This is a genomic window from Myceligenerans pegani (assembly GCF_014892515.1).
In the GTDB taxonomy this organism is placed as follows: Bacteria; Actinomycetota; Actinomycetes; order Actinomycetales; family Cellulomonadaceae; genus Myceligenerans; species Myceligenerans pegani.
The window spans coordinates 60,684-82,597 of sequence record NZ_JADBGR010000097.1; the positions used below are offsets into that span (position 1 = coordinate 60,684).

General features: G+C 73.0%; 22 protein-coding genes and 1 riboswitch. Of the genes, 7 read left to right on the forward strand and 15 right to left on the reverse strand.

Features of this window, described 5'->3' with window-relative positions; genetic code table 11:
- Window positions 1-25: 25 nt before the first annotated feature.
- Both IIE03_RS16365 and IIE03_RS16370 read right to left on the reverse strand, forming a co-directional pair.
- Window positions 26-913 carry a C40 family peptidase gene (locus IIE03_RS16365; protein ID WP_192863822.1) on the reverse strand — a complete coding sequence of 296 codons (888 nt, stop codon included), beginning with the start codon at window positions 911-913 and terminating at the stop codon, window positions 26-28.
- Window positions 912-1,080: riboswitch (cyclic di-AMP (ydaO/yuaA leader) on the reverse strand. Its footprint overlaps the gene before it by 2 nt.
- 165 nt (window positions 1,081-1,245) lie before the next feature.
- Window positions 1,246-2,301: a substrate-binding domain-containing protein gene (locus IIE03_RS16370; protein WP_192863824.1), complete on the reverse strand. Its 1,056-nt coding sequence runs from the start codon at window positions 2,299-2,301 to the stop codon at window positions 1,246-1,248.
- Window positions 2,302-2,387: 86 nt separating this feature from the next.
- Here IIE03_RS16370 and IIE03_RS16375 point away from each other — a divergent pair, with 86 nt between their 5' ends.
- Window positions 2,388-2,777 carry a MarR family transcriptional regulator gene (locus tag IIE03_RS16375; protein WP_225997878.1) on the forward strand — a complete coding sequence of 130 codons (390 nt, stop codon included), beginning with the start codon at window positions 2,388-2,390 and terminating at the stop codon, window positions 2,775-2,777.
- Here IIE03_RS16375 and IIE03_RS16380 read toward each other — a convergent pair.
- The 12 genes from IIE03_RS16380 to urtA form a co-directional block, all read right to left on the reverse strand.
- Complete coding sequence (locus IIE03_RS16380; protein WP_192863826.1) at window positions 2,742-3,980, reverse strand: HoxN/HupN/NixA family nickel/cobalt transporter; 1,239 nt, start codon at window positions 3,978-3,980, stop codon at window positions 2,742-2,744. The two genes, IIE03_RS16375 and IIE03_RS16380, sit on opposite strands and share 36 nt — an antisense overlap.
- Window positions 3,977-4,849 carry an urease accessory protein UreD gene (locus IIE03_RS16385; protein ID WP_192863827.1) on the reverse strand — a complete coding sequence of 291 codons (873 nt, stop codon included), beginning with the start codon at window positions 4,847-4,849 and terminating at the stop codon, window positions 3,977-3,979. The genes IIE03_RS16380 and IIE03_RS16385 overlap by 4 nt, the downstream gene beginning before the upstream one ends.
- A 7-nt stretch (window positions 4,850-4,856) precedes the next feature.
- Window positions 4,857-5,618: an urease accessory protein UreG gene (gene ureG / locus IIE03_RS16390; protein ID WP_192863860.1), complete on the reverse strand. Its 762-nt coding sequence runs from the start codon at window positions 5,616-5,618 to the stop codon at window positions 4,857-4,859.
- Between the two features lie 97 nt (window positions 5,619-5,715).
- Window positions 5,716-6,405: an urease accessory protein UreF gene (locus IIE03_RS16395; protein ID WP_318843026.1), complete on the reverse strand. Its 690-nt coding sequence runs from the start codon at window positions 6,403-6,405 to the stop codon at window positions 5,716-5,718.
- A gap of 10 nt (window positions 6,406-6,415) precedes the next feature.
- Entirely contained in the window at window positions 6,416-8,116 is a 1,701-nt protein-coding gene (locus IIE03_RS16400) for an urease subunit alpha (protein ID WP_192863829.1), read from the reverse strand.
- Window positions 8,116-8,586 carry an urease subunit beta gene (ureB, locus tag IIE03_RS16405; RefSeq protein WP_192863830.1) on the reverse strand — a complete coding sequence of 157 codons (471 nt, stop codon included), beginning with the start codon at window positions 8,584-8,586 and terminating at the stop codon, window positions 8,116-8,118. The genes IIE03_RS16400 and ureB overlap by 1 nt, the downstream gene beginning before the upstream one ends.
- A gap of 9 nt (window positions 8,587-8,595) precedes the next feature.
- Window positions 8,596-8,898, reverse strand: a complete 303-nt coding sequence (locus IIE03_RS16410; protein WP_192863831.1) for an urease subunit gamma — start codon at window positions 8,896-8,898, stop codon at window positions 8,596-8,598.
- A 70-nt stretch (window positions 8,899-8,968) separates the two neighbouring features.
- Window positions 8,969-9,667 carry an ATP-binding cassette domain-containing protein gene (locus tag IIE03_RS16415; RefSeq protein WP_192863833.1) on the reverse strand — a complete coding sequence of 233 codons (699 nt, stop codon included), beginning with the start codon at window positions 9,665-9,667 and terminating at the stop codon, window positions 8,969-8,971.
- Entirely contained in the window at window positions 9,667-10,521 is an 855-nt protein-coding gene (urtD, locus tag IIE03_RS16420) for an urea ABC transporter ATP-binding protein UrtD (protein WP_192863834.1), read from the reverse strand. Before urtD ends, IIE03_RS16415 begins: the two co-directional genes overlap by 1 nt.
- Window positions 10,518-11,585 (reverse strand): urea ABC transporter permease subunit UrtC, encoded by a 1,068-nt coding sequence (gene urtC / locus IIE03_RS16425; protein ID WP_192863836.1) that lies wholly within the window; start codon window positions 11,583-11,585, stop codon window positions 10,518-10,520. The genes urtD and urtC overlap by 4 nt, the downstream gene beginning before the upstream one ends.
- Complete coding sequence (urtB, locus tag IIE03_RS16430) at window positions 11,582-12,463, reverse strand: urea ABC transporter permease subunit UrtB (protein WP_192863838.1); 882 nt, start codon at window positions 12,461-12,463, stop codon at window positions 11,582-11,584. The genes urtC and urtB overlap by 4 nt, the downstream gene beginning before the upstream one ends.
- A 28-nt stretch (window positions 12,464-12,491) precedes the next feature.
- Complete coding sequence (gene urtA, locus IIE03_RS16435; protein WP_192863839.1) at window positions 12,492-13,760, reverse strand: urea ABC transporter substrate-binding protein; 1,269 nt, start codon at window positions 13,758-13,760, stop codon at window positions 12,492-12,494.
- Between the two features lie 262 nt (window positions 13,761-14,022).
- Between urtA and IIE03_RS16440 the strand changes: the two genes are divergently transcribed.
- Both IIE03_RS16440 and IIE03_RS16445 read left to right on the forward strand, forming a co-directional pair.
- Complete coding sequence (locus IIE03_RS16440) at window positions 14,023-14,505, forward strand: thioredoxin family protein (protein ID WP_192863841.1); 483 nt, start codon at window positions 14,023-14,025, stop codon at window positions 14,503-14,505.
- Window positions 14,502-14,963: a DUF4395 domain-containing protein gene (locus tag IIE03_RS16445; protein WP_192863842.1), complete on the forward strand. Its 462-nt coding sequence runs from the start codon at window positions 14,502-14,504 to the stop codon at window positions 14,961-14,963. Before IIE03_RS16440 ends, IIE03_RS16445 begins: the two co-directional genes overlap by 4 nt.
- A 76-nt stretch (window positions 14,964-15,039) precedes the next feature.
- Here IIE03_RS16445 and IIE03_RS16450 read toward each other — a convergent pair whose 3' ends face one another.
- Window positions 15,040-17,349 carry a rhamnogalacturonan lyase family protein gene (locus IIE03_RS16450; RefSeq protein WP_192863843.1) on the reverse strand — a complete coding sequence of 770 codons (2,310 nt, stop codon included), beginning with the start codon at window positions 17,347-17,349 and terminating at the stop codon, window positions 15,040-15,042.
- 293 nt (window positions 17,350-17,642) lie between these two features.
- On the opposite strand from IIE03_RS16450, the gene IIE03_RS16455 reads away from it, so the two are divergent.
- From IIE03_RS16455 to IIE03_RS16470, 4 genes are all read left to right on the forward strand, one after another.
- Window positions 17,643-18,287: a hypothetical protein gene (locus tag IIE03_RS16455; protein ID WP_193107587.1), complete on the forward strand. Its 645-nt coding sequence runs from the start codon at window positions 17,643-17,645 to the stop codon at window positions 18,285-18,287.
- Between the two features lie 240 nt (window positions 18,288-18,527).
- The gene (locus IIE03_RS16460) at window positions 18,528-19,016 is read left to right on the forward strand and encodes a hypothetical protein (protein WP_192863845.1); all 489 of its coding nucleotides are present in this window, start codon (window positions 18,528-18,530) and stop codon (window positions 19,014-19,016) included.
- 225 nt (window positions 19,017-19,241) lie between these two features.
- Window positions 19,242-20,954, forward strand: a complete 1,713-nt coding sequence (locus tag IIE03_RS16465) for an FAD-dependent monooxygenase (RefSeq protein WP_318843027.1) — start codon at window positions 19,242-19,244, stop codon at window positions 20,952-20,954.
- A complete protein-coding gene (locus IIE03_RS16470) occupies window positions 20,951-21,571 on the forward strand; it encodes a TetR/AcrR family transcriptional regulator (protein ID WP_192863846.1) in 621 nt (206 codons plus the stop codon). The genes IIE03_RS16465 and IIE03_RS16470 overlap by 4 nt, the downstream gene beginning before the upstream one ends.
- Window positions 21,572-21,914: the final 343 nt, after the last annotated feature.

Sequence of the window (21,914 nt, forward strand, 5' to 3'; positions counted from 1 at the left end):
CGCCGACCACCCGGCGTCCGAGGGGTCAGCCCACGCGGATGAAGGTCGGGCTGGACTGCCAGATCTTCGTGTGGCGCACGGTCTCGCCCGGGACCGGTGCCTCGACCTGCATGCCGTTGCCCGCGTAGATCGCGATGTGCCCGGGGCTCCAGATCAGGTCGCCCGGCTGGGCCTCGGCGGCGGAGACCTGGGTGCCGGCGTAGCGCTGCTCCGACGACGTGCGCGGCAGGTCGATGCCGACCTGGGCGTAGACGTACGACGTGAACCCGGAGCAGTCGAACCCGGCGGGCGTCGAGCCGCCCCAGACGTACGGCACACCGAGGTACTGCATGGCGATGGCGACGACGCCGGAGCCGGCGGCCGCGGCCGGGGCGGCCTCCTCCACCGGCTCGGCGGGCTGCTCGGCGGGAGCCGGCGCGGCCGTCTCCTGGATGGGTTCCGCGGCCTCCACGACGGGCTCCGGTTCCGGCTCGGGCTCGGGCTCCGGCTCCGGGGCCGGGGTCACCTTGATCGTCCCGGTCTCCGCCGCGAACTCGATGTCGGCGGCGACGCGCACGACCGGCGCCGCCACGGCCTCCTGCCTGACGTCCTGTGCGGCGGCCTCCCGCACGGCCGCCTCCTGCACGATCGTTCCCTGCGCGGTCAGTCGCTGCGTGGTCAGCCCCTGCGCGGCAGCTGCCTCGACGGCGCCCGGCACGGCCTCGAACTCGGCGGTGGCCGGGCTCCGGTCGTCCGCCGGAGCCGCGTCCGACGGGATGCTGAGCAGGGAGACGGCCAGGCCGGACCCGGCGGCGACGAGGGCGCCGCGGCGCGCGACACCGGAGAGGCCCCGCGCGGCGGCACGGGTGAGCGGAGTCAGCGGGGTGAGGGGTGTGCGGGCAGCACGATGGCGCCCGGGAGTGCGAGTGGTCACGTTCTTCTCCCGACGCCTACGAGGTGAGCTGTCGGATTCGGATCGAGAGAATGACCCGGCCGCAGTACTACCTGTGCGGCTTCACCCCAAGGACACCCGACGGTGCCCGCTTACGTTGGTTCCCCCGCCCCTGCCATCTGGTTGCAGTTCCCGGGCGGTGACAGGGCTCGGCGTCCGCCTCGGGCGCTCGCGGGGTGCCGCGAGCGGGACCGACCGTAACCCCGTCGCGCCGAGAAGTCACAATCGGGTTACGGGTTCCGAGTCCGTCGAGGTATGGCTTGACCGAATTGTTCTCCGTGGTATATGTCACATTGGCGACCTGTTCGGGCTGGTCAGAGCTCGCCCATGAGGTCGAAATCGAACCCGTCGGCCCGCGCGATGTAGAGACGGTGCTGGGCGTGGTTGCCCTGGAACCGCATCGGCCCGCGCGGCCCTTCGTAGACGACGCCGTCGACCGAGCGGTCCGTCGCGGCCACCGCGGCGCTCCCCGCACGCTCGACGATCGTGCGCAGCGCGAAGATGCCCTCGTAGCAGGCCTCGGCCGCCGCCCCGACAGCCGGGGCATGTACCCCGTGGTGGGCGGTGTAGCGGCCGATCAGGTCGAGCGCCCCGCCGGTCGCCAGGCTCCGGAACCAGCCGCCGGTCGAGTAGAGGTTGGCCGTGCCGGCCAAGCCGCTGCCCATGAGCATGTTCTCCTCCATGAGCGTGCTCAGGCGGACGATCCGCTCGTCCAGGCCGCGTCGGGCGAACACCCGGTTGAACCGGACCGCGTTCTGCCCGACCATCAGCAGCAGCACGCCGTGGGCCCGCGACGCCTCGACGTCGTTCACGACCGCGCCCAGTTGAGCGGCGCTCGCGCCCTGCTCGTTCAGGAACCGGGCGCCGGCGAACTCCACGCCGAGCGAGGCGACCTGGGTGGACAGCGCCTGGAACGTGCGCCTCGGCCACGCGTAGTCGTCGCCCACGACATACCAGCTCCGTACGCCGAGCTCCGCCCGGAGCCGCGAGATCGCGGGGAACAGCTGCGCCGACGGGACCTCCCCCGTGACGTAGAGGCCCGGACGTGTCTCTGCGCCCTCGTACGCGGCCGGGTACACGTACGGGACCCGCTGCTGCACCAGGGGGACGACGGCGTTGCGCACGGCCGAGGTGTGCCAGCCGGTCAGCGCGTGGATGCTGCCCGCGGTCAGCGCCCGGTTCACCTGCTGCCGCACGACGGGGAGCGGCTGACCCGCGTCGAGGAACTCCGCGCGCACCGGGCGGCTGAGGATCCCTCCGGACGCGTTCATCTCGGCGACGGCGAGCTCCGTGACGGCCTGGCACGACGGACCGTAGATCCCTCCGGGGCCCTGGAAGTGCAGCAGGGCACCGACGACGAAGTCCGACATGACGCCCCGTCCCGTGATGGGCCCGTTCTCTGGGCTCGGCCTGTGTTGGCGGGTAGTGTACGAGCACACAGGAAGGGCGTGCGGGCATGCGGACTGGGAGTGAGACGGTCACGGCGACGCGCCACGACGACGTGGGCGACGCGATGGCGGCCGCCATGCTGCGCGAGTCGGTTCTCGCGGCGCGCCGCGCGGCCCGGAACGCGGCCGACGTGCTCCGCCCGGAGGGCTTCGCCCTCGACGAATGGCTCGTGCTCGACGCCCTCGGCGCCGGCGACGGGCTGACGATGTCCCAGCTGCGTGAAGCCGTTCTCGTCGACAAGGCGACGCTGGGCCGCCGGGTCGACGACCTCCTGACCAAGGCTCTCGTCTACCGCGAGGTCGACGGCCTCGACCGCCGCGTGATCCGCGTGTACCTCTCGTCCCGCGGGCGGGACGTCCTGTCACGCCTCACGGCGCGGCTGGCGCAGGGCCAGTAGCAGTCCGGTGCCCCAGGCCGCCAGCAGCACGACCGTGAGCACCACGCCGTAGGGCTCGAGGCTGAGGGCGGCCACCGGGAACCGGCCGAGCCACGGGGCGTGCTCGGCCGCGACCTGCACCAGGGTCACCGCGCCGATCCCGAGGGCCGCCAGGGCGGAGATCCCCGTGACGACGACGTCGTACCGCACCCGGGTGCGGGCGGAGACCCCTGGGCGCGGCGCCGCGCCCGGGCGACCGCCGACCACGCCGGCAGGTTGTGTGCTGCTCCCGCCGCCGGCAGGTTGCATGCCGCTTTGACCGGCGGCGGGCCGCCCGCCGACGCCGGCGGCCTCCGGTCCGCCGGACCCGGCGTGCGCGTAGACGCGGCGGGCCACCGCGCCCTGGGCCGAGTCAAGCATCGACATCCCTGCGGCGAACAGCACCGCCAGCGGCAGGGCCGCGTACCACGCGACCTGGCCGAGTGCCGCCGAGGCGGTGATCGCCAGCAGGCCGATCTCCGTGGCGGTGTCGAACCCGAGCCCGAACACCAGCCCGACGGCGTACATCCGCGACGGCTTGTCCGTGGCCCAGCCGAACCGGCGAAGCGCCCAGGTGACCGGCCCGCCCGCGTGATGCGTGTCGCTCCCCGGGCCGGGCTCTCCGGCGCGCGGTCCTCCGGTGGCGTGCCCGGCATCGGTCTGGTCCCCGGCGGCGGCCGCTGTCCTGGCGCGCAGCGCACGCCGGAGCATGACGAGGTTGACCGCGGCGATCGCCAGCAGGAACGTCCCCGACACCAGCGGGCCCCACACGCCCGTGGCCGAGCGCAGCGGCGACGACTCGTCACCCAGCATCGGCGCCAGCGCACCGACCCCGAGAGACAGCAGCAGCGCCGCACCCAGCACCACCGTCGAGTGCCCCAGCGAGAACCACAGCCCCACACCGCGCGCGTCCCGCCCCGCCCGGACCAGCTTGCGGGTCGTGTTGTCGATGGTCGCGATGTGATCCGCGTCGAAGGCGTGGCGAAGCCCCAGCGCGTAGGCGGCCAGGCCCATCGCGAGCGTGATCGCCCCGGCGCCGCCGTCCAGGGCCAGCGCTCCGGCCAGGCCGCCGACGCCGACGACGTGGAGCGCGATGATCACCGGCACGGTGGCGCCACGGCGTCCGCGGCGGCCGGACCGAGCGGACCGGGCGGGATGTGGGCCGACGGGTGTGCTGCTCGTCATGCTTCCTCCGAGAGTTCTGCGGTGTCGGGGACCGGGAGGGCCGGGGGCCCGAGGGGACTGAGGTGTGTGGCGGGACCCAGCCACCGGGTGAGGGTCCCGCCGCGTTCGAGGCGGAGGGTCACGGCCCCGCCGGAAGCCGACGGGTGATCCGATCCTGTCGCGGGACCGCCGTGCACGGTGGTGACGGTGTCGATCACCGCGTGGTCGCCGAGGACGCCCGGGACCGGGTGCTCGCCGGCGGCGGTCAGTTCCTCGACCAGGACGGGACCGGCGTCGTCGGCGATGTCGGTGCGGAGCACGATGTGGCCACCGCGTTCTCCGGACCGGCCGAGCACCACGGTCTCCCGCAGGGCCAGGCGGGCGCCGGGGCCGAGGCGCGCGGTGGTGGCGCGGTGCGTGTCGGCTCCCGCGGCGACGACGAACGGCAGGCCCGCCCAGGTCAGGGCGGCCCCGGCACCGAGCCGGATGTCGGTGTCCCAGTGACAGGCGGCGCCGTCGCCGTCGTATGCGACGGTGCCGCCGACATCGGTCAGCGTGAGCGCGCAACCGGCATCCACGCGGATGCCGACGACGACGCGGTCCCCGCCGAGCAGCATGGCTCCGCCGGCGACGAGCGCGACCTCGGCGTGCACCCTGTCACGGCTGACGAGGCGCGCGGCGAGCAGCCCGTCGGACGTCCGGACCCGCACGGGCGCGCCGGGCCGGGCCGGACGCTCGACGGCCACCTGGGTCACCCGCGGGGCGGCCTGGTCCGGTGGGTAGGGCCAACCTGGCAGCTCGGGTCCGGCCGGCTCGGCCACGACTTCGCGCGGCTCGGGAAGCATCCGCCGCGGCAGGGCCTCCCGAGCAGGTGAGGACGTGTGCGGCATCGGGCGGTCAGTGGGCGTGGTCGTGGTCGTGGGCGCCCGGCTCGTCGTGGCTGTGCACGTAGCCGCCGTCCTCGTCGGCGTGGAAGTGCGGCGCCATCGGCCCGGGATCCTGCGCGACGTGCGCGCCGGAGCGGAAACTGCCCAGCACGTCGAGCACCCAGGAGCGCAGCTCGGCCACCGACGCGTCGTCGGTGCGGGACAGCGCCACGACCGCACGGTTCTCACGCGCCGCGGACGCGTCGGCGACCATCCGCGCGACGTCGACGCCCACGTACGGCGCGAGGTCGGTCTTGTTGACGACCAGCAGATCGGCCCGGCCGATGCCGGGACCACCCTTGCGGGCGACGTCCCCGCCGCCGGCCACGTCGAGGACGAAGATCTGGGCGTCCACCAGTGCGGGGGAGAACGTCGCCGTGAGGTTGTCCCCGCCGGACTCGATGATCACGAGGTCCAGCGGGGCGAAGTCGCGCTCCAGATCCTCGGCGGCGAGCAGGTTGGCGGTGACGTCGTCGCGGATCGCGGTGTGGGGGCAGGCGCCCGTCTCCACCGCGCGGATGCGCTCCGGTTCGAGCACTCCGGCCGAGCGCAGGAATCGCGCGTCCTCGTCGGTGTAGATGTCGTTCGTGATGACGCCGAGGCGCAGCTCGGCGCCGAGCGCCCGGCAGATCGTCGCGATGAGGGACGACTTGCCGACGCCCACGGGCCCGGCGACGCCGAGGCGGAGCGCGCGGGAGGTGGGCCGGGCGGCATCGGCCGACGACGTGGCCAGAGGGCCGGCGGACGAACCTGGCCGGGCGTCGGTGGCCGGCTCGGACGGCGCGCCCGGGACGGTGGTGGGGGCGGTGGCGGATGCGGAGACAAGGGATTCAGGCACGGAACAACCTTTGGCTCAGGAGGGCGTGGGCCTGCGCCCAGCCCTCGGTCTGCGGGGAACCGGAGGCGGGGATCTCCTCCGGGGTGATGCACGCCGCGACGCGGGGCACGTGTGGCTCCGCCGCGGCGCACGCGTCGAGGACCCAGCGCGCGGGCGCCACCGGATCCAGGGGTTCGAGCTTGAGCAGGGCCGCGGCCGCCGTCTGGGCGTCGTCGTACACGGTGAGGCGTACGGTGTCGGCCGGGGGCAGGCCGGTCGCCGCGGCGACCGCGCCCAGGACCACGGCGCGGGGGAGCGGTCCGTGGGCGGCGGCGTGTGCGACCACGGCTCGTACGGCGGGCATCTCCGGCCAGAGGGCGCGCGCGAGCCGCAGATAGCCGCGCCCGAGCAGGCGGGCGGCGTCGCGCAGTGCGGGCGCGGGCGTCCGGGCCGCCCACGCGCCGACGACGCCGGCCAGCCCGGAGTCGTCCGCCATGGCAAGGACCCGCGCCGTCACGACCGCCGTGCCGGCCTCCACCAGGCTCGCCGTCGTCGCGCGCCCGACGAGCCAGGCGGGCACCGCGGCCACGGGCATGCCGCCCAGCAGCGCGGGTTCGAGGCTCGCGGAGTGGGCGTGCCCGCCGCTGGGCAGGCGGGCGTCGGCGAGCAGCATCGCCACCGAGAGCACGTGGGCCGAGGTCACGTCCGCTCCCTCAGAACATCGAGTAGAGCTGCGCGAGCGGCAGGCGGACGGCGGGCGCGGGCTCGACGACGTCGCCGTCGATCCGGATCTCGAATGTGTCGGGCCGGATGTCGATCCGGGGGAGTACGTCGTTGTTGCGCATGTCCGCCTTTCCGACGCCGCGGGTGGGCGTCACGGCCGCCAGCTCGCGACGCAGCCCGAGCCGGTCCGCCAGGCCGTCCTCGATCGCGGCCGGTGCCACGAATGCGAGCGAGAGGTCGGCGGCGATCGCGTCGCCGAACGCGGGACGCTGCAGCACGGGTTGCGGCGTGGGGATCGACGCGTTCGGGTCGCCGAGCGCCGCCCACGCGATCACGCCGCCCTTGAGCACGAGGTCCGGCCGGACGCCGAAGAAGCGCGGGTCCCACAGCACGAGGTCCGCCAGCTTTCCCGGCTCCACCGAGCCCACGTGATCGGCGACGCCGTGGCCGATCGCCGGGTTGATCGTGTACTTGGCGACGTAGCGGCGGGCACGCTCGTTGTCCGCCGGCTCCGAGCTGCCCAGCGGGCCGCGGCGGTGCTTCATCACGTGCGCCACCTGCCACGTGCGGGTGATCACCTCACCGATGCGGCCCATCGCCTGGGCATCGGACGACGTGATCGACAGCGCCCCCATGTCGTGCAGCACGTCCTCCGCGGCGATCGTCGTCGCGCGGATGCGGGACTCGGCGAACGCCAGGTCCTCCGGGACCGCCGGGCTCAGGTGGTGGCAGACCATCAGCATGTCGAGGTGCTCGGCCACCGTGTTGACGGTGTGGGGGAGCGTCGGGTTCGTCGAACCCGGGATCACGTGCGGGAGGCCGGCGATCGTCAGAATGTCCGGCGCGTGTCCGCCGCCCGCACCCTCGACGTGGAAGGCGTGGATCGACCGGCCGTCGATGGCGTCGACCGTCGACTGCACGAACCCGGCCTCGTTGAGCGAGTCCGAGTGCAGGGCCACCTGGAGGCCCCACTCCTCGGCGGCGCGCAGCGCGGCGTCCAGGGCGGCCGGGGTGGCGCCCCAGTCCTCGTGGATCTTGTAGCCACCCGCCCCCGCGAGGGCCTGCTCGGCCAGGGCGTCCGCACCGATCGTGTTGCCCTTGCCGAGCAGCAGCACGTTGACCGGCAGCTGGTCGAGGGCGCGCAGGACGTGCCGCAGATGCCCGGCCCCGGTCACCGTCGTCGCCTTGGACCCCTCAGACGGGCCGGTGCCGCCGCCCGCGACCGTCGTGATCCCGGTGGCCAGCGCCTCGTGGAGTTGCGACGGCGACAGCAGGTGCACGTGGGGGTCGAACGCGCCCGCCGTGAGGATCCGGCCCTCGCCCGAGACGACGTCGGTCGAGGGCCCGATGACCAGGTCCGGGTGCACGCCGTCGGCGATGTCCGGGTTGCCGGACCGGCCCAGGGCCACGATCCGGCCGTCCCGCACCCCGACGTCCGCCCGCACCACGCCCCACCAGTCCAGGACGACGGCATTCGTGATCACCGTGTCCAGCGCGCCCTCGGCGCGGGTCCGGGTCGACTGCGCCATCGACTCCCGGATCGACTTGCCCCCGCCGAACACCGCCTCCTCACCGCCGGCCGTGCGATCCTCGGTGACCTCGATCCAGAGGTCGGTGTCGCCCAGGCGCACCTGGTCGCCGACCGTCGGGCCGTACAGGGCGGCGTAGCGCTCGCGGTCGACCCAGGCCATCAGCGGTCCTCCTGCCCGTCGTCCGGCGCCGGGGCGTCGGCGGGCGGCGGCTCCGTCGGCCCGGCGGGTTGCTCCTCGCCGACCGGTCCACCCGCGTCGGACGGCTCGACCGGAGCGGGCGCCGCGACCGGCCCCAGCGCGCCGTCGTCGGACTTGCCGCGCTGTATCCCCGGGACGCGGCGCGCCCCGCGGATCGTCACGGCGTCGACCCGGCGACTCGCGCCGGGTTCGAAGCGCTGTGACGTGCCGGACGCGACGTCGAGCCGGAAGCCGTGCGCGGCCTTCCGGTCGAACTCCAGGGCGCTGTTCGCGTCGGGCAGGTGCAGGTGGGAGCCGATCTGCACGGGCCGGTCGCCGGTGTTCAGGACGACGAGGGACAGGCGCTCGTGCGGCGCGCGGTCGGCGTTGATCTCGATGCTGCCGGGGGCGACCCGGACCGCGCCGGGTCCCGTGGACGTGTGTGCGGCCATGCGGGCCTCCTACTGGATGGGGTGGTGCAGGGTGACGAGCTTGCGGCCGTCGGGGAACGTGGCCTCGACCTGGACGTCGGTGAGCATCTCGGCGACGCCGTCCATGACCTGCTCGCGGGTGAGGACCTCGCGGCCTGTGTCCATGAGCGTGGCGACGTCGGCGCCCTCGCGCGCCCGCTCGATCACCCAGCAGGACAGCAGCGCCACGGACTCGGGGTGGTTCAGCCGCACGCCGCGCGCCAGCCGGTCCCGCGCCACCATCCCGGCGGTCGCGAGCAGCAACTTCTCGACATCGCCAGGGGTCAGTCGCACAGAAGCTCCTTTCGGCCGACGCCGACCACGACGGCGTGGTCGTGGTCGGGCGGCACGGTCCAGGGCGTCGTCACAGGGCCAGCGCCTTCCGGGCGTCCGCCGCTGCGGACGGGCCGCCGCCCTGGCCGCGGTGGGCGATGCGGCCCGAGGTGAGGACGGCGAACTCGGCGGCGTGCTCCACGGCGTAGCCGAGGTGCTGCTCGACGAGCAGCACGGACAGGTCGCCGGAGGAGGTCAGGGCCGAGATCGCGTCGTAGATCTCCGACACCACGTTGGGCTGGATCCCCTCGACCGGCTCGTCGAGGACGAGCAGGCGCGGCCCGGTGACCAGCGCCCGGGCGATCGCGAGCTGCTGGCGCTGCCCACCGGAGAGCAGCCCGGCCTGGCGGCCGAGCAGGTCGCGCAGAGCGGGGAAGAGATCGAGCGCCTCGTCCGTCCGGCGCCGCCCGGCCCGCCCGTACGCGTCGGCGACCACCTGCAGGTTCTCCCGGGCGGACAGCTGGCCGAAGGACTGCTGGCCCTGCGGTACGTAGGCAATCCCGCGTCGCACCCGCTTGTGGGGCGCGAGCGCGGTGACGTCCGCGCCGTTGAGGAGCACTGCCCCGGCGCGGAGCGGCAGCAGGCCGAGCACCGCGCGCAGGAGCGTCGTCTTGCCCGCGCCGTTGTGACCCAGGACGGCGGTGAGCGCGCCGTCGGGGACGGTCAGGTCGACGCCATGCACCACGGTGGTGCGTCCGTAGCCCGTGGTCACGCCGCTCAGCTCGAGCATCACGAGTGGTCTCCTTCCGTCGCGACAGGCTCCGCCGACCCCGTCGTGGTGGCGTCCGATGACGCCGCGTCCGCGCCGAGATACACCTCGACCACAGCCGGGTCGTTCTGCACCTCGTTCACCGTGCCCTCGGCCAGCACCTGTCCCTGGTGCATCACGGTCACGGAGTCGGCGAAGGAACGAAGGAACTCCATGTCGTGCTCGACGACGACCACCACCCGCTGCGAGCCGATGCGGCGCAGCAACTGCCCCGTCTCCTCGCGCTCGGCCTGGGTCATCCCGGCCACGGGTTCGTCGAGCAGGAGCAGGTGGGCGTCCTGCACGAGCAGCATCCCGATCTCCAGCCACTGCTTCTGGCCGTGGGCGAGCACGCCCGCCGGGGTGTCCCGCAGCGCCGTCAGCCCGATCGTCTCCAGCGCCTGGTCGACGGCGGCCGGCGGGTCTGCGCGGCGCCGTAGCAGCGACAGCGGCCGGCGCCGCGCGCCCGCCGCGATGTCGAGGTTCTGCAGCACCGTCAGCTCCTCGAAGACGCTGGCGGTCTGGAACGTCCGGCCCACCCCGGCACGCGCGATCCGGTGCGTGGTGCGCCCGAGCAGTTCCGTCCCGCCGAACGCTGCCGAGCCCGTCGCCCGGACGAGCCCGGTCACCGCGTCGATGAGCGTCGTCTTCCCCGCGCCGTTCGGGCCGATGAGGAACCGCAGGTCGCCCTGGGTGACCGTGAGGTCGACGTCGCGCACTGCGACGAAGCCGTCGAACTCGACGCGGAGGCCCCGCACCTCCAGGTAGTCGTGCCGGAAACGGGCGGTGTCCGTCCCGAGCAGCGCGTCGGCCGCGGTCAGGTCGATGTCGTTCATGCTCGGCTCCTTTCCGCGGTGCGCCGCCGTCGCGCGACTCCGGCGACGGACGCGAGGCCGCCGGGGAGGAAGGCGACGACGAGGATGAACAGCGCGCCCTGGAAGTAGATCCAGCCCGACGGGAACTGCTCGGAGATCGACGTCTGGGCCCAGCTCACCGCGATGGACCCGAGCACCGGGCCGAGCAGTGTTGCGCGCCCGCCGATCGCGACCCCGATGAGGAATCCGATGGACGGGACGACGCCGACGTCGGCCGGCGAGATGATCCCGACGATCGGCACGAACAGCGCGCCACCGATCGCGGCCATCACCGCGGCGACCACGTAGGCGACGACCTTCACGAGGGCGGGGTCGTAGCCGAGGAACCGGCCCCGGTCCTCCTGGTCGCGCACCGCCACCAGCAGTTCCCCGAAGCGGGACGTGGCGAGCTGGTGCGCCACCGCCACCATGCCGAGCAGCACGGCGGCGGCGATGAAGTAGAGCATGAGCCGGTTCGCGGGATCGGCGAGGTCGTAGCCGAAGAACGCGCGGAACCCGTTGAGCCCGTTCGTCCCGCCCGTGGTCTGCTGCTGGCCGATCAGCAGGATCGTGAAGGCGGCCGCCAGCGCCTGGGACAGGATCGCGAAGTACGCGCCCCGCACGCGCCGCGTGAACACGGCCCAGCCGAGGGCCGCGGCCAGCGCCGCCGGCACGAGCAGGATCAGCAGGATCGCCGCGATCGGGGAGCGCAGCGGCTCCCACCACCCCGGCACCTGCCCCGTCCCGTACAGGAGCATGAAGTCGGGCACTCCGCCGGGGCCGGCGTCCGCGAGCTTGAGGTGCATCGCCATGAGGTAGCCGCCGAGGCCGAAGTAGACGCCCTGGCCCAGGGTGAGCAGGCCGCCGCGACCCCAGGCGAGGCCGATCCCGACGGCGACCATGGCGAGGCACAGGAACTTGGCGAGCAGGTCGAGGCGGAAGGGGCTGAGCACGGTCGGCGCGAGCAGCAGCAGGGCGGCGGCCAGACCGTACGCCGCGAGGGTCCGGGTGCGCCCGGGCCGCGCGAGTGCGCTGAGAACTGTCATGCGAGGCTCCTCGTCCGGACCGAGACCAGCCCTTGGGGTCGTAGCTGCAGGAAGGCCACGACGGCGACGAACACGAGCACCTTGGCGACCGAGGCCGTCGTCGAGTACTCGAAGAACGCCTGCATCAGGCCCAGCGCCGTCGCCGCGATCACGGTGCCCTTGACCTGGCCGATCCCGCCGGCCACGACGACGAGGAAGGCGTCGACGATGTAGTTGGTCCCGAGCGTCGGCCCGATCGAGCCGAGCAGCGTGAGCGCGACGCCCGCGATGCCGGCGAGCCCGGACCCGATGAAGAACGTGACCCGATCGGTGGTCCGCGACGAGATGCCGGACGCCTCGGCCAGGTCCCGGTTCTGCACGACGGCGCGGATCCGCCGGCCGAGCGGCGTCGCCCGCAGCGCGAGCGCCAGGGCGACCACGCAGACCGCGGCGAGCGCCAGGATGAACAGCCGGGTGCGCGGCAGGGCGAGCCCGCCGATCTCGACGGCGCCCGACAGCCAGGCGGGCGCGCGGACGTCCACGTTGGGCGCGCCGAACACGTCCCGTGCGACCTGCTGGAGCACGAGCGCGACACCCCAGGTGACGAGCAGCGTGTCCAGCGGCCGCCGGTACATGCGGTGGATCAGCGTCGCCTCCAGCAGGAGGCCGAGCAGGCCGCCGACGACGAAGCCGAGCGGGAGCGCGAGCAACAGGCTCACGCCGGCGTCGCCGACGACACCCTGGACCACGAACGCCGTGTAGGCGCCCGCCATCATGAACTCCCCGTGGGCCATGTTGATGACGCCCATCTGGCCGAAGGTCAGGGAGAGCCCCAGGGCGGCGAGGAGGAGGACGGAGCCGAGGCTCAGTCCGGCGAAGAGCTGGGCGATGATGTCCATGCCAGGGTCCGTTCGTCCGGCGGCCCGGTCAGGACAGGCCGTCGGCCCAGTCGTAGCCCTCGAGGTAGGGGTCGGGTTCGATGGGCTCCCCGGAGCTCCACTCGGTGTGGATCAGGCCGTCCTCGCCGATCGTCCCGATCAGCGCCGTCTTGGCGATGTGGTGGTTGTCGCCGTTGACGACGACCTGTCCCTCGGGGGCGTCGAAGGTGACGCCGTCGGCTGCGGCCACGACGTCGGCGACGGCGAACGACTCGGCCTTCTCGACCATCGCCTTCCAGAGGTGGAGCGAGGTGTAGGCCGCCTCCATGGGGTCGGAGGTGGGTCGGTCCTCGCCGTACTTGGCCTTGAACGCCTCGACGAACGCCTCGTTCGCGGGGCTCTCCACGGTCTGGTAGTAGTTCCAGGCGGTGAGCTGGCCCTCGATGTTATCGACGCCGATGCCGCCGATCTCCTCCTCGGCGATCGACACCGAGACGACGGGCATCTCGTCGGCGGACATCCCGGCGTTGTTGTACTCCTTGAAGAAGGCCACGTTGGAGTCACCGTTGAGGGTGTTGAACACGGCGTCGGCGTCGGCGGACTTCACCTTGTTGACGATCGTGGAGAAGTCGGTGTGGCCGAGGGGCGCGTACTCCTCGCCGACGATCTCGATGCCGTGCGCCTCGGCGTAGGCGTTGATGATCTTGTTCGCGGTGCGGGGGAAGACGTAGTCCGAGCCGACGAGGAACAGCGACTCCGTGCCCTGCTCGGCGAGGTAGTCGAGCGCGGGCACGATCTGCTGGTTGGTGGTGGCGCCGGTGTAGAAGATGTTGGGCGAGGACTCCAGGCCCTCGTACTGCACCGGGTAGAACAGCAGGGAGTCCTGGGCCTCGAAGACTGGGAGCATCGCCTTGCGCGACGCCGACGTCCAGCCGCCGAAGACGGCGGCGACGCAGTCGCTGGTGATGAGCTTGCCGGCCTTCTCGGCGAAGACGGTGGGCTCGGACTGGCCGTCCTCCGAGACGATCTCGAGCTGCTTGCCGAGCACTCCGCCGTCCGCGTTGATCTCCTCGGCGGCGAGCTGGAGGGAGTCGTGGACGGTCTGCTCGGAGATCGCCATCGTGCCGGACAGCGAGTTGAGGAAGCCGACCTTGACCGTGTCGCCGGAGGTGTCGACGCAGCTCTCAGCTGCGGTGGGGGCGGCCTCACCGCTGTCGACGCGCGCTCCGCAGGCACTGAGGGCGACGACGGCGAGGGCGGCGAGCGAGACGGTGCTCAGGCGTGTCACGCCGTGGCGCGACAGGGACCGAGGGCGCATGGGGGTGCTCCGTTCGTGGCGTGCGGCCCGGGGCAGGCCGGCGATTAGGTTCAAATGAACCTAAGTGGACGGACGTGTCGGCTCCGTGCGGCCGCGGTAACTTTCGTGTTTCGCCGGGGCGCGTTGTGTTTCGCCTGGCTCCCGTCCGTTACCTCTGCAGCTGTCCATAGACCAAGACGATGGTTCACAAAGGTGTTGTCGATGTGATGGGATGCGGAGAACGGAAGGTCCGGTCCCGGAGACCGGTTGGACGGGGACGGCGATGGAAATCTTGCTGCTGAGCGGTGCGGTCGTGCTGACGGCACTGGTCGGTGTGTCGTGGTCGCGGCGCCAGGGAGCGGTGCGGGGCCCGCGGGCCGCCGACGGTCGCGTCGACTGGGCGTCCCACGGTGTGGACCTCGGGACGCGGGCCACGTTCGTGCAGTTCACCACGCAGGTGTGCGCGGCGTGCCGGTCGACCGCGCGGGTGCTCGGGACGCAGGCCGGCGACGGCGTCGTGCACCACGAGCTCGACGTCGAGGATCATCTCGCCCTCACGGGCCGACTGGCCGTTCTGCGCACCCCGACCGTCCTGGTCCTGGACCGGTACGGCACGGAGGTCGCGCGGATGAGCGGTGGCGTGTCGCCCGCGCAGGCCCGCGAGGCCCTGGCCCGCGCGACCTCGCAGGACCACGCCGCGCCCCCGGAACACGGCACGACGGCGGACGCCCGTGCGGCGGTCGCGGCGAAGGGGCCGGAGCGATGACGACGCCGTCGGGCACGAGGAGCGACGGCATGATCGACCCGCGCGGGCCGCGGTTCGGCGCCGGGATCACCGCGCTGCTGCTGGCGATCGTGATGCTGTTCGGCGCGAGTACGGCCGGCCTGGTGCTGCTCGTCGTGATCGCGCTGAGCTTCGTGCTCGGCACGGTCCGCGGTGCGGAGGGCACCTGGCAGGGGTGGATCTTCCGCACCCTCGTCCGGCCGCGCCTCGGGTCGCCGGAGGAACTGGAGGACCGGCGGCCGCCGCGGTTCGCGCAGCTCGTCGGGCTGGTCGTCACCGGGATCGGCGTCGTGCTCGGGCTGTTCGGTGTGCTCGCCGCGGTCCCGATCGCCGCGGCGGTCGCGTTCGTCGCCGCCGCGCTCAACGCCGTGTTCGGGCTGTGCCTCGGCTGCGAGATGTACCTCCTGCTGCGCCGCTGGGGCGTGATCCGCGCGGCGTGACGGCCGCCGAGCCCCTCCCGGCAGGTGGCTGCCCGTTCGGGAAGGGCTCGGCGCCGTCGATCATGAGCTCTCGTCGCTACGGGGTGACGACGTCCGGCCACGGGGCCGGGGACATGTCGCTCCCGATGTAGAAGCTCGGGTGCGGGGGCTGGTTGTAGGCCGTGTTCTGCCAGGCGATCGCGACGCGGTACTGCGGGTCGTGCATCAGGGTGGGGATCCGCAGGTCCGTCTCGTACGGCGTGGAGTAGATGCGCAGGGCCGAGTTGTCGCTCGTGCGCCAGACCACCTCCTCGCGCCAGTCGCCGTACAGGTCGGCCGACAGGGCCGGGGTGGACTTGGTGCCGTTGTTCGACGACACGCCCGATCCCGTGAGCTGCCGCGAGCCCGGCGAGTAGTTGTCGATGTGCGTACCGTCCAGCAGCTCGCGCTCGCCGTCGTCGTCCCACCACGACAAGAAGTTGATCGAGGAGGGCTTCGAGCCGATGTTGGAGCCGTTGGCGTTCTGCATGCCGCCGACCGCGGCCGACCAGTACTCGCTGCCCGGGTTGCCGGACCAGATGTTCGCGGCGACGCCGCGGCCGTTGTCGCCGCCGGGCGACGTCTGGTAGAGGATCCGCCCGTTGTCGCCGTCGACCAGCCGGGAGGAGGGCATGGTGCTCCACTCGCCCGGCATGAACACCTCCTGGCCGGGGTTGGACGGCTCGAAGTCGCTCACGTGCAGGGCGTCACCATGCTTTAGGTCGGTGTTCCACAGCGGCTGCCCGTTCGCCCCGATCGCCATCGCGCCGAACACGACGTCCTGGCGCCCGTCGCCGTTCAGGTCGGCGATCGAGAGGCTGTGCGCACCCTGGCCCTCGTACTGGCTGCCGGCGACGTCGGAGTCGAAGATCCACCGGGTGGAGAGGTTCTGCCCGTCGAAGTCGACCGCCCAGATGACCGAGCGGGTGTAGTGGCCCCGCGAGAAGATCATCGACGGCGTCGCCCCGTCCAGGTAGGCGGTGCCGGCCAGGAACCGGTCGACGCGGTTGCCGTAGTTGTCGCCCCAGCTCGAGACGTTGCCGCGCGGAGGCCGGTAGTCGATCGTGTCGATCGCGGCGCCCGTCCGGCCGTCGAAGATCGTCAGGTACTCCGGGCCGCTCAGGATGTAGCCGCTGCTGTTGCGGTGGTCGGCGCCGGCGTTGCCGATCACCGTGCCCCGGCCGTCGACCGTGGCGTCCGCGGTCTTCATCGCGATCTCGGCGTCGCCGTCGCCGTCGTAGTCGTAGACCTGGAACTGCGTGTAGTGCGCGCCGGAGCGGATGTTCCGGCCCAGGTCGATCCGCCAGAGGCGGGTGCCGTCCAGCCGGTAGGCGTCGATGATCGTGTTGCCCGTGTACCCGGACTGCGCGTTGTCCTTCGCGTTGCTCGGGTACCACTTGACGATGTACTCGTAGTCGCCGTCGCCGTCCAGGTCGCCGACGCTCGCGTCGTTCGCCTCGTAGGTGAAGCTGCCCGACGGCGTCGAGCCGCCCGCGGGCCGCTGGATCGGGATGTCGCGGTAGCCGTTCGAGCCGAACCGGATCTCCGCGTTCGACGGCGTCCCCTCGGTGCCGCCGTTCACGGCCGACACCGAGTAGGTGGAGCCGGACGATCCGCCGTCGTCCCAGTAGTTGGTCGCGCCCGTGACCGGCGAGGACGTGAGGCGCTGGCCGTCGCGGTAGACGTGGAACGCGGTGTCCGGGGAGTCGGTGCCGAGGAGGCGCCAGCTGACGAGGTGGCCCGATCCGGTGGGGATGACGGAGACGCCGCGGGTGAGGTCCTCGGCCTGGTAGGTGCCGTCACCGGGCGGGTCGGTGGTGCCGCCGTCGTCGACGGGGATCAGGCGCCACTGCTGGTTGGTGCCGCCGTTCGGGGTGTACTGGGAGATCCGGGCGCCGACCGCCGTGGACCGCTCCCACACGTCGAGCGCCTTGCCGGAGAAGCGGTTGACGAAGGTGTGGTAGCCGTCGGAGTTCTCGGTGACCTGCCACTGCTGGTTGGTGCCGCTCAGGTCGTCGTACTGGGCGATGGTCGCGCCGTTGTCGGCGTTCCACTCCCACACGTCGAGGACCTGGTTCGAGTGGCGGGCCTGGATGCGGTAGTAGCCGTCCCCGGAGTCCAGGAAGCGGAACTGCTGGTGGTTCGCGTCGGTCCGGTTCCACTGGACCAGTTCGGCGCCCCGAGCGGTGGAGCCTCCGTCGATGTTGAGGACCAGGTTCGAGTGCCGGGACTCGACGATGTACCAGGTGTCCGTCTCGACCTGTGCCGAGGCGGTGAGCGGGGCGGCAATGAGGAGGGCGGCGGTCACGCAGGCGGCGGCCGCGAGGGATATCAGGGCTTTCAGACGTCTGCTCAGGGTTGTGGACACGTTCACTCCATCGTGAGGTCGTGGTGCTTGCGTGGGAAAGCGGTTGCCGGACGCTGCAACGTTAGAGAGCAGGGGATTGGGGCGTCAATGCGAGGGCAAGGGGGTGAAACGTTTCAAGTGGTGCTGGTGGCCGGGGTCGCCCGGACGGACGATGGTGTGCAAGGAACTGCATGGCGCCCGGCGGTGTGGCGCCACGCAGGCGGTCCCGTCGCTAGCATCGCGGTGTGACGAATGCTGATATGGCGGACAAAGCCCCGCCGCCGTCTTTCTCCCCCGAGGCTCACCGGCTGGACGTGGGTCGCACGAATCTGATCGCGATCATCGTGGGGCTGGTGCTCACGGTGCCGCTGACCTGGGGCTGCCTCACGGTGGTCCTCGATCCCTCGGCCGGCGCGGCGCGGTGGATCGGCGGATTCTTCGCGCTGCTGTTCGGCGGCCTGTCGGCGCTGTTCCTCGTCGCGATGCGGGGTGCGGTCCGGTCGCGGGGGATCGTCGTCGACGAGTCGGGAATCTGGTTCTGGCACGGCAAGACCTGGGACCGTCTCGCCTGGGACCGGATCGGGCGGGCCGGCGTCTCGTTCGAGCTACCGCCCGGCGCTCCCGCGGTCACCCTCGAGGGCAAGGCGCAGGAATGGGCCACTGACGCCGTGATGGGCGCGCTGCGCATGACGAAGAAGCGGCGGACCGCCCTGGAGATCGAACCCGTGACCCCGGACGGGTTCGACGCCGTCCCCCGGCTGCTCCCGTACCGCAGGCGCGACAAGAAGCCGACGCCGGGACTGCCGGCCGACCGCTGGTACGTGCCCGTGGTGCCGGGCTACCACTCGTGGAAGGGCCTCATGCGCGCCGGCGAGCGATTCGGCGGCGAGGTGTGGGCGGGCTTCTTCCAGCGGCCCTGGGGCAGCATCGGGACCGGCTGGGTCCAGCCGCGCGTCTGACGCCGGGTCGGTGGTGGTCCCGAACGGCCTCGAACGGCGATGGTCGTCGTCCGACGGCGACGGCGCCGTCCGGCGGTCCGCGGCTCGCGGTCATGGGCGCGGGCAGGGACCGACCGCTCGGCCGCGGTTGACCTTTGGGCGTCTGGTCGACCGCTCGGCGTCGGACCGACCGCTCGCCGCGGGCCGAGTGCACCGTGCCCAGGGCTTCACCTTTGTCTGCGCGGGTGGTTGGGTGTGCGCGTGGAGGTTATCGCGACGAGTCTCATCGCCGTGTTCGGGACGTTGCTGGGGTCCGTGGCGACGTACTGGATCCAGCGCAGCACCGTGCGTCAGCAGGAGGGCCTCGCCCGGGCGGAGCGGCTGCGGCAGGAACGGGTGGAGGCGTTCACCGAGTACGGTGGCGCGCTGCACAACTACCGGCGTGCCCGCATGGACCGGTGGCACGTGGCCAACGGCGAGACCGCGCTGGATCCCGACGCGCTGCGGCGCGAGGTCTTCGAGCTGCGGGCCGTCGTGATCGAGCGCGGCTACCGCGTGCGGCTGCTGGTGACGGCGCCCGACCTCGTCGAACTCGGCGAACAGGCGATGAAGAGCGTGGACGTGATCGGCCCCAAGGCCTCGCGCGAGGACTACGACGTCGCACGGAAGGTCTCCAAGGCCGCCATCGAACGATTCGTCGACGCCTCGCGCGACTACCTGGCCGAGATCCGCCGCGCGAACGAGGCCTGAACGCGACGCCCCAGGTGGAGCGCGGTTGCGCAGCCCGCGGTGGCGGTGGCCGGCGCGATGTTCGCGAAGCCGGGTGCTCCACGTCTTCCTTACGGGACATCGCCTCTGCCGGAACCAGGGCCGGTCTTGTCATCCGGGGGATCGCCCCCCGGGGTTCCTTGCGCAGGGGGGCGCCCGGGAGTTACTTTGTGAACGGTACCGTTCACGAAGTAGGGAGGGCTCGTCGTGGCCGACGTCCTGGTGGCAGGAGCGGGGCCGACCGGGCTCGCGCTCGCGTGCGGGCTGCGGCTCGCGGGAGTGGGCGTGCGGGTGGTGGACCGCGCGGCCGGGCCGGCGACGACGTCGCGGGCCAACTTCCTGCACGCGCGCGGCTCGGAGGTGCTGGACCGGCTCGGCGCGCTCGGTTCCCTCCCCGACGAGTCGCGGCGGGCGATGTCGGTCACGACGTTCCTCGGGGACCGTCCCCTGGTCGACCTCCGGTTCGGCGACCCGGGGCTGCGGACCGCCGCGCCGCCCATGGTGATCTCGCAGGCGCGGGTCGAGGGGGAACTGCGACGCCGCCTCGCGGAGCTCGGCGTGGAGCCGGAGTGGGGCACCGCCCTGGTCGCGGTCGAGCAGGACGACGACGGCGTGACCGCCACCCTCGGCACCGGGGAGACCGTGCGGGCCGGCTGGGCCGTCGGGTGCGACGGCACCTCGAGCACGGTGCGCAAGCTCGCCGGCATCACCGCGCCGGGGGTCCGCCTCTCCGAACGCTTCCTCCTCGCCGACGTCCACCTGGACTGGGACCTGGACCGGACCGGCACCACGGGCTGGATCCACTCCACGGGCCTGATCGGCGCCATGCCCATGCCCCATCCGGACGGGGACCTGTGGCGGATCCTCGCCTACGACCCGGACGGGGCAGGGACGAGCGAGGGCGCCGCGACAGCTGACGAGCCGACGGCGGCCGACCATGCGACGGCGGCTGGTGGGACGCGGACCGGCCGTCCCCGGACCGACGGCACCGGCGGCGAGCGCCTCGGCGAGGAGCAGATCCTGGCCCGTGTCCGCCGGATCCTGCCGGAGCGCACCGGGCGTACCGTGCGGGTGGGCGAGCCGGAGTGGCTCTCACAGTTCACGATCCACCGCCGGCTGGCCGACCGCTACCGCGCCGGCCGCCTGTTCCTGGCCGGCGACGCCGCCCACGCCCATGCCCCGTTCGGCGGGCAGGGCATGCTCACCGGACTGGGCGACGCCGAGAACCTGGCGTGGAAGCTCGCCCTGGTGGTCCGCGGAGCGGCCGGCGACGAACTGCTGGACACCTACGAGGCGGAACGCCGGCCACTGGCCAAGGACGTGCTGCGGGGCACCTCGGTGGTCACGACCATCGACGTCACCCGCAACGCCGTCGGCCGGTTCGTGCGCGACCGCGTGGTCGCGCCCCTGTTCGGGCTGCCGTGGGTGCAGCGCAAGGCCACGTGGGCCGCCTCGCAGCTCTGGGTCAGCTACCGGCGCGGCCCGCTGGGCCGCCGCACGGGTCCCGCGCCACGGCCGGGGGACCGGGTCGCTGACCTCCCGTGCCTCGCCGGCGACGGCACGCCCACCCGCCTGTACGCGCACCTCGGCGGCACGTGGGCCGCCGTCGTCCCGGCGAACGGCCCGGCGACGACGGCGCCGGCGGGCGGTACGTCGATGGCGGGGGCGGGCGGCGCGACCGCGACGGCGAGCGATACGTCGACGGGCCGTACGTCGGCGCCGGGCGGGTCGACGTCCGCCACGGCCGGCGCGGGCGACGTCGTCGTCCTGCGGCGTACCGACGGGCTGGACGAGACGTGGTTGGTCCGGCCGGACGGTCACCTCGCCCGGCGCACCTCGGGCACCGTGCGCGTGGCCGGCGCCCCCGACGCCGTCCGCCCTGCCGCCTGGGTCGCCGACGTGCTCGGGCAGCGCCGATGACGCGCACCGGGCGGCCCCGCAGCACCGCCGCCGACGCCGCGATCCTGCGTGCGGCGCGCGAGCTGCTCGTCGAGCGGGGTGTGGGCGGGGCGAGCATCGAGGAGATCGCGCGGCGGGCCGAGGTCAGCAAGGTCACCGTCTACCGCCGCTGGTCCTCGCGGGAGGCGCTGCTGGCGGCCGCCGTCGAGTCGTCCGCCGAGGGGCTTCCCGGCCGCACGCATCGCGAGGCCGATCCCGCCGAGCTCGACCCCGACATGACCTACGACCAGATGACCGCGCTGATCGAGAGCGCCCTGCCGCAGGCGGCGCGCACCCTCGCGACCCCGGGCTACCGCGCGCTGCTCGCCCAGGCGTTCGGCTCCCGCTTCACCCACCCCGGCGTCATGGCCGCCTACTGGGACAACCACATCCTTCCCCGACGGCGGGTCGCACTGCCCGTGCTGCGGCGCGCCGTCACCGAGGGTCACCTCCCGCCCGGCACCGACGTGGAGGCGCTGCTCGACATGACCGTCGGCGCGCTGCTCTACCGCCTGCTGCAGCCCGGCGACATCACCCCCGAGGAGATGCTCGACCACCTCCGCCGCGTCTACCGCCAGGCGGGACTGCTGCGGTCGTGACCTGTGCGCCGACAGTCAGCCGTGCGGCCGGGCGCGGTCGTCCGTTGTCGAGTCGCGCGTACCAGAGCTAAACGACGCCGGCCTGACCAGCCGATCCCAGACCGGGCACGTGTCGAGGAGCGGCCGCACCGCGGCAGGCGCGGCCAGGTGGTCTGCCGGTTCTGGCCGACGGCGCGGCAGAGCGGGCACGCCGGCTCTGCCCACGGCGTGGCCCGGGTAGGCCCGTCGGTCCTGGCCGATGGTGTGTCCAGGTGGGCCTGTCAGTTCTGGCCGGGGGCGCGTCGCGCGGCGATAGCATTCGCATGCTGATCTCGCGAACGGTTGGTTCGCGTCGCGGCCGAGA

Coding starts and splice junctions, on each gene's coding strand:
- IIE03_RS16370 (WP_192863824.1), bottom strand. CDS start 2,301: ATGTCGGACTTCGTCGTCGGTGCCCTGCTGCACTTCCAGGGCCCCGGA.
- IIE03_RS16375 (WP_225997878.1), top strand. CDS start 2,388: ATGCGGACTGGGAGTGAGACGGTCACGGCGACGCGCCACGACGACGTG.
- IIE03_RS16380 (WP_192863826.1), bottom strand. CDS start 3,980: ATGACGAGCAGCACACCCGTCGGCCCACATCCCGCCCGGTCCGCTCGG.
- IIE03_RS16385 (WP_192863827.1), bottom strand. CDS start 4,849: ATGCCGCACACGTCCTCACCTGCTCGGGAGGCCCTGCCGCGGCGGATG.
- IIE03_RS16400 (WP_192863829.1), bottom strand. CDS start 8,116: ATGGCCTGGGTCGACCGCGAGCGCTACGCCGCCCTGTACGGCCCGACG.
- ureB (WP_192863830.1), bottom strand. CDS start 8,586: ATGGCCGCACACACGTCCACGGGACCCGGCGCGGTCCGGGTCGCCCCC.
- IIE03_RS16415 (WP_192863833.1), bottom strand. CDS start 9,667: ATGCTCGAGCTGAGCGGCGTGACCACGGGCTACGGACGCACCACCGTG.
- urtD (WP_192863834.1), bottom strand. CDS start 10,521: ATGAACGACATCGACCTGACCGCGGCCGACGCGCTGCTCGGGACGGAC.
- urtC (WP_192863836.1), bottom strand. CDS start 11,585: ATGACAGTTCTCAGCGCACTCGCGCGGCCCGGGCGCACCCGGACCCTC.
- urtB (WP_192863838.1), bottom strand. CDS start 12,463: ATGGACATCATCGCCCAGCTCTTCGCCGGACTGAGCCTCGGCTCCGTC.
- urtA (WP_192863839.1), bottom strand. CDS start 13,760: ATGCGCCCTCGGTCCCTGTCGCGCCACGGCGTGACACGCCTGAGCACC.
- IIE03_RS16440 (WP_192863841.1), top strand. CDS start 14,023: ATGGAAATCTTGCTGCTGAGCGGTGCGGTCGTGCTGACGGCACTGGTC.
- IIE03_RS16445 (WP_192863842.1), top strand. CDS start 14,502: ATGACGACGCCGTCGGGCACGAGGAGCGACGGCATGATCGACCCGCGC.
- IIE03_RS16470 (WP_192863846.1), top strand. CDS start 20,951: ATGACGCGCACCGGGCGGCCCCGCAGCACCGCCGCCGACGCCGCGATC.